We start from the raw sequence: 18,945 nt of genomic DNA on the forward strand, positions 1-18,945 counted from the left end.
TCCTCAATCTTAAACACTGTACAAATAAACCAACACTATAATGGATAAAAAACTGCAGGACCAGGTTGCTATTATTACGGGTAGCAGCAGTGGCATAGGTGCCGGTTGCGCAAAAGAAATGGCAAAAGCGGGCGCAACGGTGGTAATCAACTACCCTGTAACGGGTGCAAAAGAGATGGCAGAAGCTGTTGTGGCAGATATTGTTGCCAACGGGGGCTCCGCTATCAGTTACAAGTGCGATGTAAGCAAAGAAGATGAAGTGATACAAATGTTTAAAGATGTGGTAGCTCAATATGGCACTGTAGATATTCTTGTAAACAATGCAGGCCTGCAAAGAGACGCAAAGTTTGTTGACATGACGCTTGAGCAATGGAACTTTGTATTGTCCGTAAACCTTACCGGGCAGTTTCTTTGTGCACGGGAGGCCATCCGTGAATTCCTGCGCAGGGGTATTAACAGCAAGTCAAAAGCCGCGGGTAAGATCATTTGCATGAGCAGTGTACACGAAGTAATTCCCTGGGCCGGCCATGCCAATTACGCAGCCAGCAAAGGCGGCGTAATGTTGATGATGAAAACAATTGCACAGGAATATGCACCAAAGAAAATACGCATAAATAGTATTGCACCTGGTGCAATTCAAACACCGATCAATAAAGATGCGTGGGACACTTCTGAGCATTTGCAAAATCTACTGAAACTTATTCCCGAAAGACGTATTGGCCAGGTAGAAGACATCGGGAAAACCGCTGTATGGCTGGCAAGTGACGATGCAGACTATGTAAATGGTACAACTATTTTTGTTGATGGTGGAATGACCTTATACCCCGGCTTTGAAGACAACGGGTAAATTATATAAGCGCTTATACATTGCAGAAAGATTATTTAACCGGCTGTTGGTAACCTGTGGCATCACCTGTTGCGTCGCACACTTGTATGTTTGGTCCATTGCTCATCAAAGTTCCGGACGTACAAGTGAGTGACACAACAAAAGCCCAATAGTAATACAAAAGCTTACTACATAAAAAAACAACAATGAATGCTGAACAACAACGTTTGCAGGATCCGTTATGGAAAAAATGGGGGCCATACCTCAGCGAACGCCAGTGGGGAACAGTAAGAGAAGATTATAGTGAGGATGGACATGCATGGGATTATTTCCCGCACGATCATGCACGCAGCCGCGTTTACCGCTGGGGAGAAGATGGCATTGCAGGCATTAGTGATGACCAGCAACACATCTGTTTTGCACTTGCCCTATGGAATGGTAAAGACCCTGTTTTAAAAGAACGTTTATTTGGCCTGACCGGTAACGAAGGCAACCATGGCGAAGACGTAAAGGAATTGTACTACTACCTGGATAGTACACCCACGCACAGCTACATGAAACACCTGTACAAGTACCCACAGGCCGAATACCCGTATGCAGACCTGGTGCATACAAACCGCAACCTTACCAGGTTTGAAAAGGAATATGAGTTAACTGATACAGGCGTTTTTGATAACCATAAATATTTCGATGTCTTTACTGAATATGCAAAGAACGATGTTGAAGACATCCTCATCCGCATTACTGTACACAACCGGAGCAATGAAGCGGCTTACCTTGCGGTGTTGCCCACACTTTGGCTGCGCAACCTGTGGAGTTTTGGTATGATGCATACCAAACCCGGCATTTATTTAAAAGACAGCGGTGACAACTATGGCCATGTAAAAGCAGATCATTATTGGGAAGGCGATTACCATTTTTATTTTGAAAAGCCTGTACGCACTTTGTTTACGGAAAATGAAACCAATACAGAACGCCTGTATGGCCAGCCAAACAAAACACCTTTTGTGAAAGATGCGTTTCACACGGCTGTTATTCAACAAGACTTTGCGTGGCTGGAAGCGCAAAGAACCGGAAGCAAGTTTGCACCCATGTATGAGTTTAACATGGAAGCAAACAGTTTCGTTGTTATAAAGCTCCGGCTAAGCAAACACCACATTGACCAGGGCGCCATTGATACAACATTTGATGACGTGTTTAAAAAGCGCATACAGGAAGCAGATGAATTTTATGCAACTGTTTCCACCGCCAAAGACCCGGAGCTCATCCATATTCAACGCCAGGCATTAGCGGGCATGCTGTGGAGCAAACAATATTATAACATTGATATTCCGCGCTGGCTGAATGGAGACCCCGGCCAGCCACCGCCCCCTGAAAAAAGAAAACATGGACGCAATCACCACTGGCCTTCTTTAAATAATGAAGACATTATTTCAATGCCTGATAAATGGGAGTACCCGTGGTATGCCGCATGGGACCTCGCTTTTCATTGCGTACCGCTTGCAATGGTTGATCCTGGTTTTGCCAAACATCAACTGATCCTGTTTTTACGAGAATGGTACATGAGGCCAAACGGCCAGCTACCTGCATACGAGTGGTCTTTCAGCGATGTAAACCCGCCGGTGCATGCATGGAGTTGTTTACAGGTGTACAAAATTGATAAAGCAAAAACAGGAAAGCCCGATATAACATTTCTCGAAAGGGTGTTTCAAAAACTGCTGCTGAATTTTACGTGGTGGGTAAACAGGAAAGACATGCACGGCAAAAACGTTTTCGAAGGCGGTTTTCTTGGTCTTGATAACATTGGTGTGTTTGACAGAAGCAATACCATACCCGGCGGCGGCTCGCTCGAACAGGCAGATGGCACAAGCTGGATGGCTATGTATTGCCTCAACATGCTGGAAATGGCTTTGGAAATTTCGCAATACAACACAGCTTACGAAGATGTAACAACAAAATTCTTTGAACACTTTGTTTACATAGCCGAATCATTAAACCGGATTGGCGAGAACTGGACCAGCAGTTGGGACGAAGAAGAAGGATTTTTTTACGATGTTCTGGCTATGCCCGGCGGCAGGTACATACCGCTGAAAGTGCGGTCATTCGTGGGTTTGAGCACGCTGTTTGCCGTATTTGTGCTAAAAAAAGAGCTGCTGGTAAAAGTGCCTGATTTTTACCATCGTTTAAAATGGTTCCAGCAATACCGTGAAAAAAATAACCAGTATCTCGTTATAGAAGAGTTGAAAGAACACGATGATATCTTACTGTCGCTGGTGCCAATGAGCCGGCTGAAAAAATTACTCAAGGCATTGCTCGATGAAAATGAATTTCTAAGTAAAGGCGGCATTCGCTCTATTTCTAAAATACACGAACATGGTTATACTTTAAATATTGACGGGCAGCGGTTTGGTCTCGATTACCAGCCCGGCGAAGCCACCAGCGACCTCTTCGGCGGCAACAGCAACTGGCGGGGCCCGGTGTGGATGCCGATGAATTACCTGCTGGTGCAGGCATTGCATACCTATTGCACGTATTACAAAGACAATGCACAGGTAGCGTTTCCTGCAGGCTCCGGCAATAGTCTTACGTTAGGCCAGGTTGCACACGAAATTTCCAAACGGCTTGTAGCCATCTTTCAAACAGGAGCTGATGGTCATCGTCCCGTAAATGATTACAACGAACTATACAGGAATGAGCATTTCAGGGAGCTTGTTTTGTTCTATGAATATTTTCACGGTGAAACAGCAAGAGGTGTCGGAGCATCGCATCAAACCGGCTGGACGGGCTTGGTAGCACAACTGATCAACGATATATCAATCTTTGATGGAGGAAGTAAAGAAAAAAAATGATGAGCCCGGCTGCAGCACATGCATGATGCTGTCGTTGCGTCGCACTCTTGTACGTTCTGTTCATTGCCCGGCATTTGACCAACCGCTGAAGTGTGCGACGCAACAGGCGATGCCATAAAAACCAAAAGCCGGGTACACTATATTCTTCTTATCGTCATATACGCGACAAATATTGCTATTCTTTTGTCGTGTATTTGTAATGTAATAAGTGTAAAAACACTTGTTACATTGAAAAGTATTAATAAAAGCACAGGCATCGGCGGCAACAGCATTGTTTTCATATAAAACCAACACATGTTTACCATAGTCGTTTACTGTTTGCTGATTGTAATTGCACTATACCTGCTGGCAGGCGTTGTGTTTACCATTTTTTTCCAGGCAAAAGGTTTATCCTGCATTGATGAAGGCACGCATGGCAGTAGCCTGGGTTTTCGTGTAATCATCATCCCGGGCTGCATCGTTTTTTGGATTGTATTACTTAGAAAATGGATGAATATAAAAGCAAAAAACCGGGCAAAGGCAAATAAAGAAAAAAGACTGCTGTAAAAGGATGCGTAGCTGACGACTGTTTGCAACAAAGTACGATTATTATTCCGGCTGCTTTTTTATATGACAAAAACACACCGCAAAAGACATCTACAAATATGGGCAATACTGGCCGTATTACTGCCCGCAGGAATTTTTGTTGCCTGGCTGTCTGTCCCGCCGGAAGTGAATGACAGATTACTGCAGCCACACCAGGAAGTTGAACTACCGGTAATACTGCATACATCTTATACCAACCCCTCTTACAATGTAGAAATAAGAACGAATACAGACAGTTCGGCATTTCAACTGAAATGGGTGAATAAACAAACACTTACTTACCCTACTGCAACGATCTATAAAATGCCGTTGCATGATACAGACATTGCACATGGTTTGCTGGTTGGCAGGGTTGAAGCCCGTGGCGATAACTATTTTAAATTGGATGCCTCGTTTAAAGACAGGAAAGACGAGGCATACGGGCTGGTTGTTTATGACTTTATTCACAAACACATTATTGATACCATAACTTTTTAACAGCGATGGGTACATCATATTCAGCCGTTGGCTGGAACAGGCAAAAAAGAATATACGACCAGGTAATTGCTGGTTGTTGTGTGTTGTACCTGGTACTGTTTGTTTTAATAACGGTAACAGTAAATCCTGACTGCACTTTTGAAACAGTATTACTGCGATCCACATCAACACTGGCAGTGTTTATACTGCATGTTATTTTGAGTATAGGACCGCTGACCAGGCTGAATAAAAAATTTCTGCCGCTTCTCTACAACCGAAGACATCTTGGAGTAACAATGTTTTTACTTTCTGCTGTTCATGCTGTTTTTGGCATACTGCAGTTTCATTCGTTGGGTAATGTTAACCCGCTGGTGTCTTTATTTACTTCCAATACACATTATGGTTCTATAGCAGATTTCCCATTTCAGTCATTGGGATTTTTTGCTTTTGTTATATTTCTTCTTATGGCCATTACGAGCCACGATTTCTGGCTGCACAACCTTACGCCAAAAACCTGGAAGACGCTGCATATGTTTGTTTACCTGGCCTATTTTCTTGTTGTAATGCATGTAATGCTTGGCGTTATTCAATATGAAACTAACCCGGTGTTTGTGGTGATTATGATAAGCGGCGCTTTTATATTAATTACGCTGCATCTTATAGCAGGCATGGCGGAGGTGAAAAAAGACAAGAAAGCATATAGGCCGGAAGAGGAAGGTTTTGTACAGGTATGCGATGTGCGTGACGTTGAAGAAAGCCGCGCAAAAATATTTTGCATAGCGGAAGAAAGGATTGCTGTTTACAGACACGAAAACAAAATTTATGCAATTCACAATGTATGTAAGCACCAGGGCGGCCCGTTAGGTGAAGGAAAAATTCTTGATGGATGTATAACCTGTCCATGGCACGGCTACCAGTATTTGCCGCACAACGGGCAATCGCCACCACCTTTTACAGAAAAAGTAAGTACATACAAAGTAAAAATTACAGGCAATACAATATGGCTAAAACCCACGCCTGATACAGCAGGAACAACGCAGCAGGGTGCGGCGGTACCTGCTGAATAATGCTTTAACCGTACAAGAGTGCGACGCAACGGAAGCCCTATAGCTGCACTGTTGCCTGGCTCAAAAAAAATACAGGCATGAACAATGACGAATTTTATATTGGCTGGATGCAGCAGGCACCAAAAGGTTTTGCTGTATGGATAAAGAAGTACGTTTTTGCATTGCTGCCCATAACAATTGCGTTGGGTGTATCGGTTGCATTAGCACAAAAAAAATTTGGCAGTGGCAATTTTGAATTTGGCACTTTAACAACTGTAACAGGTGTCTACTCCCACAGCCCTGTACCCAACATAAAAGTATTTGACGGGAAAGATTTTTGGGGCAACAAAAATTATATAACCATTCCGCTGATTGGCTTTGGTAAACATGGTGCTGACGGTGTTATTGCAGACCTGGAAAACGAAACAAATATTGCATTTGAAGGAAAGGAACTGGCACTAAAGGGAACATTACTTTACAACGATGGAAAATTGCTGATGCAGATAGATGCAAATGATAAGCCATTGGTTATGGTCAATGAGCCTGCGGGTAAAGTACCGGAAACCTTGCAGGAGAATATTGGAATAATTGATATTAAAGGTGAGATCGTAGACCCAAAATGTTTCTTTGGTGTAATGAAACCCGGTGAAGGCAAGCCGCATAAGGATTGCGCTATCCGCTGTATTCTCGGAGGTATTCCACCGGTACTAAAAGTTACAAATGACGAAGGTATACAGCATTATTATTTAATGGTGGGCGAACATGGCGAAAAGATGAATGATGCTGTCAGGGATTATGTTGCAACGCCGGTAACCCTTCATGCGAAAGCCGTTGCCTATGGTGACTGGATAGTTTTATATGTGCAACCAGGGGGTTTACAGCACTACTCTTATATGCGTGAACATTACAGCAACAACATAGCGATGTGCGGGAAGCGATGCGTGGAGTGATTTGACAGACGCCGGCTAATGTTTATTCTGTAAAACTTCGGGGGCTGTTGAATACCTGTTCGACAAATACTGCTATACTTTTTCTTGATATGAAAGACACTGTTTCTGGTTGTCTTTTTTTGTGAGTGCATAATCTACTTCATCGGCATTGATAAACCCGTCTGGTCGTGAAATGGTATAATCCAGTCCGGATTGTTGAATTACATCTGCACAAAATGATCTGTTCTTTTAAATCCATGATTGGGTTAGTTTTTAGTCAACGTGGTACAGGACGAGACGGGGCAAATAAAAAAAGCCTCATAAAATATGAGGCTTTTTGTGGGAGTTGACGGGATCGAACCGCCGACCCTCTGCTTGTAAGGCAGATGCTCTAAACCAGCTGAGCTAAACTCCCTTTTTTTTCGTTGGGAGTGCAAAGATAAGCCCGCCGTTTTCTCTGCCAAATTTTTTTGAAAAAAAATTTCAGATCATTCAATCTTCATCTTCTTCATAAAAAGCATCTTCATTGTTGTAATAAACTTCCCGCCATTTTTTTACATCTTCATCACTCAGTAATTCAATAATGTCATGAATGTTGTCGGTCTTTTTTTTCCATACTGCCATCTCTGTATCCCTGAACTTTACAACATACATGGCCGTATCTGTTTCTACTTTTACCTGCAATAATGTTAATGCATCATTTTCTTTCTCCTGTACCAGGTAATAACATTCAGGTTCTAATAAAGCATAAGAATACATATCGTTCCTCCTTAAAAAATTTTTGTCCGCTAATGGTTGCTGTTTTTAAAACTTCCTGAATTTAATGGGTTGTTACAGCTTATGGTGGAGTTAGTGTGTGCAGGAAACAAAAATAGGCTTTTACTTTTTATCGTTATGCAGGCACCTTATTAATTTCTTGTTGCATTTTCCGGCTGCATTCCAATATGCTGGCTATCAGCCCGCATTATAAAAGGTAAGTATATGATGCATCCTGCATCATATGTACATGATAAATTTTATATATACCTGCACAATATCATCATACATGATCAAATTAATATATATTTCGAAATTTTTTATAGCCATTTTATAGCGTGCTGCAGCTTTCGCATTTGTACATGTAAGGTCGTTTTTTGTATTTTTGCCGCATGTCTACAATTTCTCTTAGCACCGCTTCTTCACCATTACAGGATACAGAACTGGATGTGCTTACCGCGGAACAGTTTCCTTACAACCTGGTCGTGTGGAACGATGATGTAAACACGTTTGACTGGGTTATTCAAACACTGGTGGAAGTGTGCGAACATACCGAAGAACAGGCAGAACAATGTTCCATTATCATCCACTACAAAGGCAAATGCGCCGTAAAAAATGGCGACTATGATACGCTGAAACCCATGTGCAATGCCATTACCGAAAGAAACATCAACGCTACCATTGAGATGACGGTTAACAGCTAACATTTTTTTCTTTCCATCTAACACCTTCCCCTTCTTTATTTCAATATCTTTCGCGAAAAAAACAGCATGCCATTGTATGCGCTGGATGATCGCTTATGGTTCCCTCCTGTTGCTGATGCTCAGGAAGATGGTTTACTCGCTATCGGCGGCGATCTCGGCGTAAAACGCCTGCTGCTTGCCTATGAACTCGGCATCTTTCCATGGTTTGAGGGCGATGTGCCATTGTGGTGGAGCCCTGATCCGCGCTTTGTGTTGTTCCCCCATCACTTAAAGATCAGCAAGAGCATGAAACAACTGCTCAAAAGAAACGCTTTCGGCTTTACCATCAACACTGCCTTTCACGATGTCATCTCTCAATGTAAAAAAATATACCGTCCCGGCCAGGATGGAACATGGATCACCACAGAAGTGGTGCAGGCTTACAAAAAATTACACGAGCTTGGTTTTGCACACAGCGCAGAAGCCTGGCAAAACGGCCAACTTGCAGGTGGCCTGTATGGCATAAAGCTGGGTAAAGTTTTTTTTGGAGAGAGTATGTTCAGCCTTGTAAGCAATGCCAGCAAATACGCTTTTATCAGCCTTGTACAACAATTAACAGCCGAGGGCATACAGCTCATAGATTGCCAGGTGTATACCGAACACCTCGAAAGCCTTGGTGCCACCATGATTCCGCGGTCTTCGTTTACAGCATTGCTGCGTGAGTATATTGGTGAGCCTGGCTAAGTACATGCATGAAGCTTCTGTTGCGTCGCACTCTTCAACTGTTGAAACCCTGTTTAGGCAAACGCGAAGACCGAAGCAAACATTAATAATACAATTTTGTACCCGCCCACCAAGACATTACAACACGAATACTATATAACACACACAGTCGTTCTTTAACTGGTACTAATTTTTACGCATGAAAACTTTTTGTTTACCTGTTCTCCTTGTTATGTTCTCAATACCGGTAAAATCTTTCAGCCAGGATACCATTAACTGGCGGCCGGGTTATAAACTTTCGTGGAAAGATTTTAAAGCAAAGCCTGATATGCAATCGTCTTATGCCGCAATTACCGATTGCACGGTTACGTACAGTTTTGGCTACAGCAATAATTTGCTGAACTACCAAGTCTTTTCTTTTTTCAATAAAAACAAATCATGGTCAAAATCAACAAACGATACCGCATTGCTGCTGCATGAGCAGGGGCATTTCGATATCAATGAGATCTTTACCAGGAAACTGAAAAAAGCATTCAACGCATACAAACTAAACGAAGCCACAGTATCTGAAGACCTGCGTGCCATCTTCAACAAAATATGGCAGGAAAAAATTGCATTCGACATGCTGTACGACCAGGAGACAGATCATTCCAAAAACAAAACGCAGCAGGCTGGATGGAACAAAAAAATAGCAGATGAATTAAGCAGGCTGAGTGCCTTTGAATGATAAGCTGTGCGCTGCAGTGTTATTGCATGCCGGCCGAACCTTGCTGCATAGCGTTATACAGCACAAGTGTGCGACGCAACCAAAGCTTCATAGTAATTCATATGTTGGGTACATAAAAAAACTCCGCCGGAAATGCAGCGAAGTTTTCTATTGCTGATTTTTTTAAACTGTTACTTACTTTTCTTTACCGCTTTAAATGTTCCGTTTGGCTGAATCGATAACAGCTCTGTAACCTGCTGCTGATCGTTCCTTTTAAACTGCACCTTAAAGCCTTTGAGTATTTTAATGGCAAACATATCTTTATCTACCGGCATTAATTCGTACTCTGGCTGGCCTGGCACAAAGAGGTGTAATGTTTTATCTCCTTTCAGGTATGTCTTAAGTGTTATACCGTTCAGGTCAAACTCGCCTTCGTATTGCTGTAATTCTTCTTTCGTTGCTTCTTTGGCTTTGGGTGTCCTGGTAAAAAGTATAGGTTTAAGCGCTGCTTCAAAAGTAATACCTACAGACTCGATGTCTCCTGAAAGATTCATGTTAAACTGCAATGGAGTGCCGTTCTCCGTTGAATCGAAAGACCCGTCGGCATCCATTTGCACAGGTGTAAAAATGTCGTATTGTACATGTTTCATCCACCATGTTTTAGAGCCGGGCATTGCGTACAGCGAATCGTTTTTTACCACCACTTCAAAAGTGCCGTAACCTTTATTGTTGTACAACCCTTCGTAGTCTTTTAAAGCATGTGTAGGCGGCGCGGCTTTTGTACCGTTGTCTGTTTTTGCTTTGGTAGCATTTTTGTTTTCTTCCCTGGCCTTGTCTGCAGCTATCTTTCTTTCGCTCTCCCAGTCGAAATATTTCAGCCCCAGCATTCTGTCGGCAATTACATTTCTTACTATAGAAGGCACGGGAGAGCCGTCCTGGTTGCACAACACAACAATACCAATACTGTCGGAAGGAAAAAATGACGTGCTTGCACTAAAACCATCGATATTACCGCCATGCTCTACGCGGTAGTGCCCTTTGTAAGAAGACAGGAACCATCCAAATCCATAATCGGAAAAAAACAGGTCTGGCCTGTCTTTCGCAGGCAATGCACTGCCAACAACCATCTGGCCGCTTATAGCAGCATTTACATAAGCGGGTGACAATATTTCTTTTCCGTTGTATTTACCGCCGTTAATCCAGAGCATCAGCCATTTGCTCATATCTGTTACGCTGCTGTTGATGCTGCCTGCGGGCGCCATGGCGTTGATGTGATAATAGTCGAGCTTCTTTATAACACTGTCATTTTTTAAACCATAACCCACGGCTATATTTTGTTGCTTAACCATCTCATCAATCGAAACGGTTGCGCTATCCATGCCCAGTGGTTTAAAGATGCTGTTTTTAATGTTTTGTTCCCAGCTTTGCCCGGTAAGCTTTTCGGTAATTACACCCTGCAGGAAGAACATAAAATTGTTGTACTGCCAGCGTTCCCTTATACCCGCTGTAGGCTCCATAAACGCAATTCTTTTCAGCATGCTGTCGCGGGAAGTTGTTGTAAAGTAGTACCAGGAAAAATCGTGTCTTGGCAGCCCGGTTCTGTGGCACATCATATCCCGCAATGTGATGTTATTGTTCATTTCATTGTTGTAAAACTTTACTTCAGGTATATAGTCGCGTACAGGTTTATCTATATCCAGCCTGCCATCTTTTTCAAGCAAACCAATAACAGATGCTGTAAATGCTTTTGTACACGATCCAATGGCAAAGCTGGTATTGGCTGTAACAGGCGTTTTGGTGGCCACATTGCTGTAACCAAATCCTTTTGCGTAAACAACCTTGTTTTTTTCCACTACAGCTACGGCAAAACCTGCGGCGTTCCAGTCTTTCAGAACCCTTGTAAAAGCAGTATCAAGACCTGCAAATCTTTTATCTTCCGCTGTTTTCTTTTGCGCATTTGCTGCACTTACAAGCATCAGCAAAGTACATACGGTGAGTAATTTTCTCATAAGCATTATTAATAGTGAAGTTTTTTGGAACGGCAAAGTATGAAAACTATCAGCGCTGCATCAGGCAAAAAATGACGGAAGGCAGAAAGCCATTTTGAACCGGGCAATATTGTCTTTATGCAGCTTTGGTTGCGTCGCACTCTTGTACACCTTAACATCAGGCAGCAACGATACTGCATAACAAACTGTTTAAAAAATAAATGAGAGCTCATACACAAATAACAAAAAAATTAATTCCTACTAAATTAGTAGGAATTAATTTTTTTCCTACATTCGCACTCGATATGGTAATGGAAAACTTATACATGCAATATAAACAAACAGCGATGCGCGGCCCGATGTGTATTGCTTTGAATTATACCAAATCCCGCTGTTGTTGCTGATTTCAACACCTGCATTCGTTTTGTACCCGGCAATCAGCCACATATTCATCATTCATTATAAAACAAACATTTTATGCAATTATAAACCATAAAAAAAATCCCGGTATTGCTACCGGGAGTTGGAGAAGAACAGTCAAGTAACGGCAATCACAAACCTGTTCTTTTTCCTGGCATCACATTAACAACTAAACATTATTAACATGAACCGACTCCGAAGGTACAATAAAAGTACCATTCAACAGCACCTGCCTGTACCAGGCAAGCATTTACCAAAACAGGCTGCATTTACACTGCTGTGCATCCTTACCTGCTTCTTTCTTTTTCCAGGCCTGCATGCGCAGGATAAAGATTACAACCTCAACATCAAAGGCCGCATTGTAGATGAGAAAACAAAAGAACCACTCGCCGGCGCAAGCGTACACATGAAAGGCACCACGCACGAAGTGCTCACGAACGAAAAAGGAGAATTTGCCTTTGTTACCGCACAAAAAATACCAATTGTATATGTAGTTAGTTATGTAGGCTACCAGCAGAAAGAACTTACAGTAAATGATTACAGGTACACCGAAATTCCACTCACCGCAAACGCGGGTACGTTAAACGAAGTTGTTGTTGTAGGCTATGGCACACAACGCAAAAGTGACGTTACCGGAGCAATTGCAAGTGTTAGTAAAAGTGTGCTTGCACAACCCGCTGCAGCCTTCGATAACCTACTGCAGGGCGCTGTGCCGGGTGTAAGTGTTACCCAGAGCTCCGGGCAGCCGGGCAGTACTGCTACCATTCGTGTACGTGGCGGCAATTCTATCTCGTTCGGCAACGATCCGTTGTATGTTATAGATGGTTTTATTGTTTACAACAACAACAGTTACGTAAATACCGGCGCATCCAACGGTGTGGGTGTAAATGCATTATCCACCATCAACCCGAGCGATATTGAATCAATTGAAATCCTCAAAGATGCATCTGCCACTGCCATCTACGGTTCACGCGGCGCAAACGGTGTTGTGATCATCACTACCAAACGCGGCAGGAAAAACAGCACAGAAATAAGCTATAACGCATACCTCGGTCAGCAGCAGGTACGTAAAAAGCTCGACCTGCTCAATGGCACGCAGTGGATGGCACTGGTAAACGACATTAACGAAAGCGACAATAAACCACACACTTTCACAGATTCCGCTATCGCAGCTATCGGCACAGGCTCAGACTGGCAGGGCGCTGCGCTCAAAAATGGTACCATGCAGAACCATGAAATTTCTTTTTCCGGTGGCGATGAGAAATCCAGGTTTCTCATTTCGGGCAACTATTTTAACCAGGATGGCATCGTGGTAAATACAGGTTTTAAACGTTACTCCGGCAGAATCAACTACGAAAGAAATGTCTCGGACAAACTGAAAGTCTCCGCCAATATTTTCGGAAGTTCATCCCGCGAGAACAAACTGTTTGGCAATGCTTATAACAGTATCAACTTTCAGAATACTGCTTATGCAAACCTGTTACAGCTTTCACCCATCGTTAAAATCTATAATGAAAACGGCACGTATAATATCTCAAGCCCCTACTCTGCTACACCAACAAACCTGCTGCAGGATATAAGTACCACTACCAATGTTAGCCTGCTGACGAGGATACTCAGCAACATTTCTGCTGAATATAAGCTGGTACCTGATCTTACGCTAAAAGTTACGGCGGGGGCTGATCTTATCAATGCCAAACAAAACTATTACGCGCCATCCTATACAGGCGCCCCTGCCGGCAACTCAACAGGGTTTGCTGTAAAAGGCTACGCCTCCGTTGGTTCTGTAAAAGCAACCACCTGGATCAACGAGAACACACTTACCTACGATCACGGTTTCAGTAACACGCATTTTGTAAATGTATTATTGGGGTACACCATGCAGCACCAGTCTGACGAATCTGCAGTGGCATCGGCACAAAACTTCCCCAACGATCTTACCAAATACAACAACCTGAACTATGCAAGCACACCGGTATTGTCCGTGTCTGATGCGCATGAATCTGCACTAAATTCCTACCTCGGCAGGGTTAGCTACTCTTACCTGCATAAATATAATGTTACAGCTACATTAAGGGCGGATGGTTCATCCAAACTCGGCGCAAACAACAGGTGGGGATATTTTCCTTCCATCGGTTTATCATGGAATGCAAGCCAGGAACAGTTCCTTAAAACACTTGCACCATTGGTCAGCAATATCAAACTGCGATTATCTGCCGGGCAAACGGGCAACTCAGAAGTACCGCCATATAGTTCACTGGCTGCCTTAACGCCCACCAATTATTACTTCAACAGCACACTTGTTACCGGTATCTCACCCGTACAGATCGCCAATCCTGATCTTAAGTGGGAAACGACCACACAATACAATGCCGGTCTCGATTTTGGCCTCTTCAATAACAGGGTCAATTTTACGGTCGATGTTTATCACAAAAAAACAACCGACCTGTTGCTGAATGTACCGTTTCCTTTATACTCGGGCTATGCAAGTTCTTTACAAAACGTAGGCAGCGTGGAAAACAAAGGATTTGAGTTCAGCATCAGTTCAGACAACATAAAAAACAGTGCAGTTACCTGGAAGTCTACACTGGTATTTGCATCAAATAAAAACACTATCCTTAGCCTTGGTGAAGGAACAGGTTTTTATTTTCCACTGGCACCAACAGGTTACGTGTCTCCTGTAATTGTTAAGGTTGGATTGCCCGTGGGTACATTCTGGGGTTATGAAACAAATGGTTTGCTTACCGCAGAAGACATTGAAAAAGGCGCACCAAAATTAACAGGTGTTCCGCAACTGCAGGGAGACAGGAAATACATAGATTCCAATGGTGATGGTGTGGTAAACACTGATGACAAACACAATCTTGGCAGCGCACAGCCAAAATTCACCTATGGTTTTTCAAACCAGCTTACATATCGCGGCTTCGATCTGTCATTCCTCCTCCAGGGTTCTTATGGCAATAAGATATTCAACTTCCTGCAGCAAAAGCTGGAGCTTACAACAGTAAATCTCAATGCATCTGCAACACTGCTCGATCGCTACAGTGCCACCAATCCAAACGGTACTATGCCGCGTGCAACAAATGCACCCGTATCCCAGGTGGCAGACATCTACGTGGAAGATGGTTCTTACCTGCGGCTTAAAAATGTAACGCTGGGTTACAATTTTGCCAAAGGACTGGTTTCAAAAATTCATGCGAAGAAAATAAGGCTGTATGTAACAGCGCAAAACATACTCACATTTACCAGCTACAGCGGCCTCGATCCTGAGGTTAACTTCTTCGATACCGATAACACCAAACAGGGAATTGATTATGGTGCTTACCCCAGTACCAAAGCATTTCTTGCCGGTATAAATGTCACATTCTAATTAACAGATCCATGAAAAGAATATTTGCAATTACCATACTTTCTACCGCGCTCTTCGCGTGCAATAAACTGGTAGAGGAACCTGGTTCTATCATAACAGGTTCGCAATTTTATAAAACATCTTCCGATGCTGTTGCCGCAGTTAATGCAGTGTACAGCGTACTGAATTCAGACCCTGCCGGAGACTTCCCGATGTATGGCAGAAACCTTAACCTGCTTACCGGTAATGGCAGTGATGACCAGGTGTTCAGCCCGTCAAATACCAACCCGGATGTCAGGGCACTGGGCACCGCCACTTACGTACCCGCCAATGACCGCATAAAAAAGAACTGGCAGCAGCATTACTTTGGTATAAGCCGTGCAAACGTGGCCATTGACAATATTCCACTGGTTACAATGGACACCGTTTTGCAGGCCAGGCTGGTACGGGAAGCAAAATTTTTACGTGCACTGTTCTACTTTAACATCGTGCGTTTATGGGGCGATGCCCCCCTCGTGCTGCATGATCCTGTAAGTACTGATGTGAATGCACTGAAGGTGCCACGCTCACCAAAAGAAGCAGTGTATGCACAGATCATCAGCGATCTTACGGATGCCACCAATCTTCCTGCAGGCTTTACCGGTGCAGACAAGGGCCGTGCCACAGCAGGCGTCGCGCATGCATTACTTGCTAAGGTGTATGTTACCAGGAAAGAGTGGAACAAAGCATTAGCAGAATTGCATATTGTGATCAATGGAAACTATGGTTATGCGCTGTTCGATAATTACTACGACATTATTCAAAAAGCAACAAAGAACGGTAAAGAGCATATTTTTTCTGCGCAGTTTGAAAGTAACCTTGGTGCAAAAAACAGCACGCAAAGTCTAAGCAGTGCGCTCTTCAACTCTTACAACCCTTCTGTTTACCCCGGCGATGGCCCGGCAGACAGTTCGCTGTACCAGTTGTTTGATAACAGTGACACACGCCGTGCGGTAACTTTTTTTACCACGCAAACAAATCCGGCAACAGGGCAGGTGGTAAATTTTGGTGCACCGCGCTTTAATAAATTTATCGACTACTCCATTGCACCATTAACCGCGCAGGCCAACAGCGGCATCAACTACCCTGTCATACGCTATGCAGATATCTTGTTGCTGTATGCAGAAACGCTGAACGAAATAAATGGCGCACCAACTGCAGAAGCTTATACAGCCATTAACCAGGTACGTACAAGAGCACACATCAGCAATCTTACAGAAGGCTTGTCACAGGCGGCTTTCAGAGATGCGGTATTCGAAGAACGCCGTAAAGAGTTTATACAGGAAGGCCAGCGATGGTTCGATCTTTCGCGGAGAGGTGGTACCTACTTATACGACGCGCTTAAAAAGATCAGCGCCAAAACAGGTGCTGCTGTAAAAGATACATTGTATCCTGTGCCACAGGCTGAAATAGATCTCAATCCTTTGCTTATACAAAACCCGGGCTGGTAGTATATCACCCGCTATGTATGCAAAGATTTTTTTAGGGGTTGAACAAGCAACAGAATAAGCATTGGGCTGCTGTTGCGTCGCACACTTGTACAGGTAGTTCTCTATGGAGCACTTTAAACCAACCATGCCGAATTATCAACTGAAAGTACAAGAGTGCGACGCAACAGGCGATGCCATCAGCACTGCAGCCGGGCTCATTATTAAAACTCATCACACAAATTACATACTATGAAAAAAAATGCACTGCTCTGCCTCTCGGCAGTATTGATATCTGTAGTAAATGTGCATGCACAAACACAAGAGCGTTACGAAGGTAAAATTGGTAAAACCTTTGATGAATCGAAGGAATGGTGGCCAAAGCCTGTAACGCCACCGGCAGATGCACCAAACGTTATCTGGATCTTACTGGACGATGTTGGCTTTGGTGCCTCTACCTCTTTCGGTGGTCTGATTAAAACACCCATGATCGACTCGCTTGCCGGCAATGGCCTGCGTTACACCAATTTCCATACCTGTGCCATATGCGCACCTACACGTGCCGCATTGCTAACCGGAAGAAACAGCGCATCGGTACACATGTCTGGTTTTGCGCATTACTGGGGCAGCGCAGGTTTTCCCGGGTGGGATGGCTATATACCCGAAAAAGACGGCACCGCAGCAGAGATACTCAAAAGCCAGGGCTATGCAACTTTTGCGGTAGGTAAATATGGCGTAACACCAGATGCAGAAGCTTCAGACGCCGGGCCATTTGATCACTGGCCGCTCGGTAAAGGCTTTGAGCATTTCTTTGGTTTCCTCGGTTCAGAAACCGACCAGTACAAACCTGCACTTGTAGAAGACAATGCATTTATACAGCCCGACGGCAGGCACTTTAGTGAACAGCTTACAGACAAGGCCATCAGCTACATTGCCAAACAAAAAAAAGCCGCACCGGGCAAACCATTCTTTTTGTACTACGCCCCCGGCGCAACACATGCCCCACACCAGGTGCCCGATAAATGGAGAGACATTTACAAAGGTCAGTTTGCTGATGGCTGGGATGCATACCGCGAAAAGGTTTTTGCCAACCAGCAAAAGATGGGGCTGCTGCCTGCCTACGCAAAATTACCGGAACGCAACCCGCTTGTTGCAGCATGGAAATCATTACCGGCAGGCGAACAAAAATTATATGCACGTTTCATGGAAGTGTACGCAGCCTACCTGACATACACAGATTATGAAATAAGCCGCGTGGTTAACTACCTGAAAGAAATCAACCAGCTCGACAATACCATGATCTTTGTTTTAATTGGCGACAACGGTGCAAGTAAAGAAGGTGCTGATAATGGCGTGGTGGAAAAAGCATGGGGACCACGATACGACAAGAACATTACAAGAGCACAATATATTCAGAAGAACGAAGATGCGATAGATAAAATAGGTACACCTGAATCAGAACCCAATTACCCGCTCGGCTGGGCGCAGGCATGTAATACACCGTTCAAATACTGGAAGCAGGATGCCAACAGCGAAGGCGGCACGCACAACCCTTTGATCATATTTTATCCCAGGAAAATAAAAGACAAAGGCACGTTACGCAATCAGTACAGCCATGTAACAGATATTCTGCCCACAACACTCGAGTTTGTTGGCATACAGCCTCCTGCAAGCATCAGGAATATACCCCAGGATTCTTTGCAGGGTACATCACTGGTGTATTCTTTCAACAACGCTTCTGCCGCATCAACACATACAGAACAATACTATTACATCTTCGGCTCCAGGGCCATGTATAAAGACGGCTGGAAAGCCGCTGCAGCACACCATCCGGATGCGATTGACCTGGCGTCATTTGGTGATAAACCAATACCCGCAGCCGATTACAATAAAGATGTATGGACTTTGTATAACCTGAACGAAGACTTCAATGAACGCGTCGATCTTGCGAAGCAGTATCCTGAAAAATTGAGGGAGTTAAAGGCACTCTTCGATGCAACGGCCACAAAGTACAACCTCTACCCGCTTATCGACTTTTCTGATGTTTACCAGCAGAAATTTATCAATTCAAAAAAGGCAGTGAATTACAGGGTGCCGCCACCGCCACCGGGCAGGAAACAACCTGTAACAAAAACTGCTGCCACCACAACAACAAACAACTAA

Annotated in this window: 14 protein-coding genes and 1 tRNA gene; 12 read left to right on the forward strand and 3 right to left on the reverse strand. The window is 43.8% G+C overall.

Annotation, left to right across the window (positions count from 1 at the left end; genetic code table 11):
• Window positions 1-40 precede the first annotated feature (40 nt).
• The 6 genes from I5907_RS18585 (at window position 41) to I5907_RS18610 (ending at window position 6,712) form a co-directional block, all read left to right on the forward strand.
• Complete coding sequence (locus I5907_RS18585) at window positions 41-847, forward strand: SDR family oxidoreductase (RefSeq protein WP_196992290.1); 807 nt, start codon at window positions 41-43, stop codon at window positions 845-847.
• 185 nt (window positions 848-1,032) lie between these two features.
• Window positions 1,033-3,675 carry an MGH1-like glycoside hydrolase domain-containing protein gene (locus I5907_RS18590; RefSeq protein WP_196992291.1) on the forward strand — a complete coding sequence of 881 codons (2,643 nt, stop codon included), beginning with the start codon at window positions 1,033-1,035 and terminating at the stop codon, window positions 3,673-3,675.
• Between the two features lie 294 nt (window positions 3,676-3,969).
• Window positions 3,970-4,221, forward strand: a complete 252-nt coding sequence (locus tag I5907_RS18595) for a hypothetical protein (RefSeq protein WP_196992292.1) — start codon at window positions 3,970-3,972, stop codon at window positions 4,219-4,221.
• Between the two features lie 63 nt (window positions 4,222-4,284).
• Window positions 4,285-4,737: a hypothetical protein gene (locus I5907_RS18600; protein ID WP_196992293.1), complete on the forward strand. Its 453-nt coding sequence runs from the start codon at window positions 4,285-4,287 to the stop codon at window positions 4,735-4,737.
• A 5-nt stretch (window positions 4,738-4,742) separates the two neighbouring features.
• A complete protein-coding gene (locus I5907_RS18605; RefSeq protein WP_196992294.1) occupies window positions 4,743-5,783 on the forward strand; it encodes a Rieske 2Fe-2S domain-containing protein in 1,041 nt (346 codons plus the stop codon).
• A 77-nt stretch (window positions 5,784-5,860) separates the two neighbouring features.
• The gene (locus I5907_RS18610; protein ID WP_196992295.1) at window positions 5,861-6,712 is read left to right on the forward strand and encodes a hypothetical protein; all 852 of its coding nucleotides are present in this window, start codon (window positions 5,861-5,863) and stop codon (window positions 6,710-6,712) included.
• A gap of 319 nt (window positions 6,713-7,031) precedes the next feature.
• On the opposite strand, the gene I5907_RS18615 is transcribed toward I5907_RS18610, so the two are convergent.
• Window positions 7,032-7,106 (reverse strand) — tRNA-Val (locus I5907_RS18615).
• A 77-nt stretch (window positions 7,107-7,183) separates the two neighbouring features.
• Window positions 7,184-7,450, reverse strand: a complete 267-nt coding sequence (locus I5907_RS18620) for a hypothetical protein (RefSeq protein WP_196992296.1) — start codon at window positions 7,448-7,450, stop codon at window positions 7,184-7,186.
• Between the two features lie 389 nt (window positions 7,451-7,839).
• Here I5907_RS18620 and I5907_RS18625 point away from each other — a divergent pair, with 389 nt between their 5' ends.
• The 3 genes from I5907_RS18625 (at window position 7,840) to I5907_RS18635 (ending at window position 9,580) form a co-directional block, all read left to right on the forward strand.
• Entirely contained in the window at window positions 7,840-8,151 is a 312-nt protein-coding gene (locus I5907_RS18625) for an ATP-dependent Clp protease adaptor ClpS (protein ID WP_196992297.1), read from the forward strand.
• A gap of 66 nt (window positions 8,152-8,217) precedes the next feature.
• Window positions 8,218-8,874 carry a leucyl/phenylalanyl-tRNA--protein transferase gene (gene aat / locus I5907_RS18630; protein ID WP_196992298.1) on the forward strand — a complete coding sequence of 219 codons (657 nt, stop codon included), beginning with the start codon at window positions 8,218-8,220 and terminating at the stop codon, window positions 8,872-8,874.
• A 178-nt stretch (window positions 8,875-9,052) separates the two neighbouring features.
• Window positions 9,053-9,580: a DUF922 domain-containing protein gene (locus I5907_RS18635; protein WP_196992299.1), complete on the forward strand. Its 528-nt coding sequence runs from the start codon at window positions 9,053-9,055 to the stop codon at window positions 9,578-9,580.
• 170 nt (window positions 9,581-9,750) lie between these two features.
• On the opposite strand, the gene I5907_RS18640 is transcribed toward I5907_RS18635, so the two are convergent.
• Window positions 9,751-11,568: a serine hydrolase gene (locus tag I5907_RS18640; protein WP_196992300.1), complete on the reverse strand. Its 1,818-nt coding sequence runs from the start codon at window positions 11,566-11,568 to the stop codon at window positions 9,751-9,753.
• 583 nt (window positions 11,569-12,151) lie between these two features.
• Here I5907_RS18640 and I5907_RS18645 point away from each other — a divergent pair.
• The 3 genes from I5907_RS18645 (at window position 12,152) to I5907_RS18655 (ending at window position 18,945) form a co-directional block, all read left to right on the forward strand.
• On the forward strand, window positions 12,152-15,337 hold the full coding sequence (locus tag I5907_RS18645; protein WP_196992301.1) for a SusC/RagA family TonB-linked outer membrane protein: 3,186 nt from the start codon (window positions 12,152-12,154) through the stop codon (window positions 15,335-15,337).
• 11 nt (window positions 15,338-15,348) lie between these two features.
• Window positions 15,349-16,806 (forward strand): RagB/SusD family nutrient uptake outer membrane protein, encoded by a 1,458-nt coding sequence (locus I5907_RS18650; protein WP_196992302.1) that lies wholly within the window; start codon window positions 15,349-15,351, stop codon window positions 16,804-16,806.
• A 228-nt stretch (window positions 16,807-17,034) separates the two neighbouring features.
• On the forward strand, window positions 17,035-18,945 hold the full coding sequence (locus I5907_RS18655) for an arylsulfatase (RefSeq protein ID WP_196992303.1): 1,911 nt from the start codon (window positions 17,035-17,037) through the stop codon (window positions 18,943-18,945).

It is taken from the genome of Panacibacter microcysteis (assembly GCF_015831355.1).
Classification (GTDB): domain Bacteria; phylum Bacteroidota; class Bacteroidia; order Chitinophagales; family Chitinophagaceae; genus Panacibacter; species Panacibacter microcysteis.

Coding starts and splice junctions, on each gene's coding strand:
- I5907_RS18590 (WP_196992291.1), top strand. CDS start 1,033: ATGAATGCTGAACAACAACGTTTGCAGGATCCGTTATGGAAAAAATGG.
- I5907_RS18605 (WP_196992294.1), top strand. CDS start 4,743: ATGGGTACATCATATTCAGCCGTTGGCTGGAACAGGCAAAAAAGAATA.
- I5907_RS18635 (WP_196992299.1), top strand. CDS start 9,053: ATGAAAACTTTTTGTTTACCTGTTCTCCTTGTTATGTTCTCAATACCG.
- I5907_RS18585 (WP_196992290.1), top strand. CDS start 41: ATGGATAAAAAACTGCAGGACCAGGTTGCTATTATTACGGGTAGCAGC.
- I5907_RS18650 (WP_196992302.1), top strand. CDS start 15,349: ATGAAAAGAATATTTGCAATTACCATACTTTCTACCGCGCTCTTCGCG.
- aat (WP_196992298.1), top strand. CDS start 8,218: ATGCCATTGTATGCGCTGGATGATCGCTTATGGTTCCCTCCTGTTGCT.
- I5907_RS18610 (WP_196992295.1), top strand. CDS start 5,861: ATGAACAATGACGAATTTTATATTGGCTGGATGCAGCAGGCACCAAAA.
- I5907_RS18655 (WP_196992303.1), top strand. CDS start 17,035: ATGAAAAAAAATGCACTGCTCTGCCTCTCGGCAGTATTGATATCTGTA.
- I5907_RS18595 (WP_196992292.1), top strand. CDS start 3,970: ATGTTTACCATAGTCGTTTACTGTTTGCTGATTGTAATTGCACTATAC.
- I5907_RS18600 (WP_196992293.1), top strand. CDS start 4,285: ATGACAAAAACACACCGCAAAAGACATCTACAAATATGGGCAATACTG.
- I5907_RS18620 (WP_196992296.1), bottom strand. CDS start 7,450: ATGTATTCTTATGCTTTATTAGAACCTGAATGTTATTACCTGGTACAG.
- I5907_RS18640 (WP_196992300.1), bottom strand. CDS start 11,568: ATGAGAAAATTACTCACCGTATGTACTTTGCTGATGCTTGTAAGTGCA.
- I5907_RS18625 (WP_196992297.1), top strand. CDS start 7,840: ATGTCTACAATTTCTCTTAGCACCGCTTCTTCACCATTACAGGATACA.
- I5907_RS18645 (WP_196992301.1), top strand. CDS start 12,152: ATGAACCGACTCCGAAGGTACAATAAAAGTACCATTCAACAGCACCTG.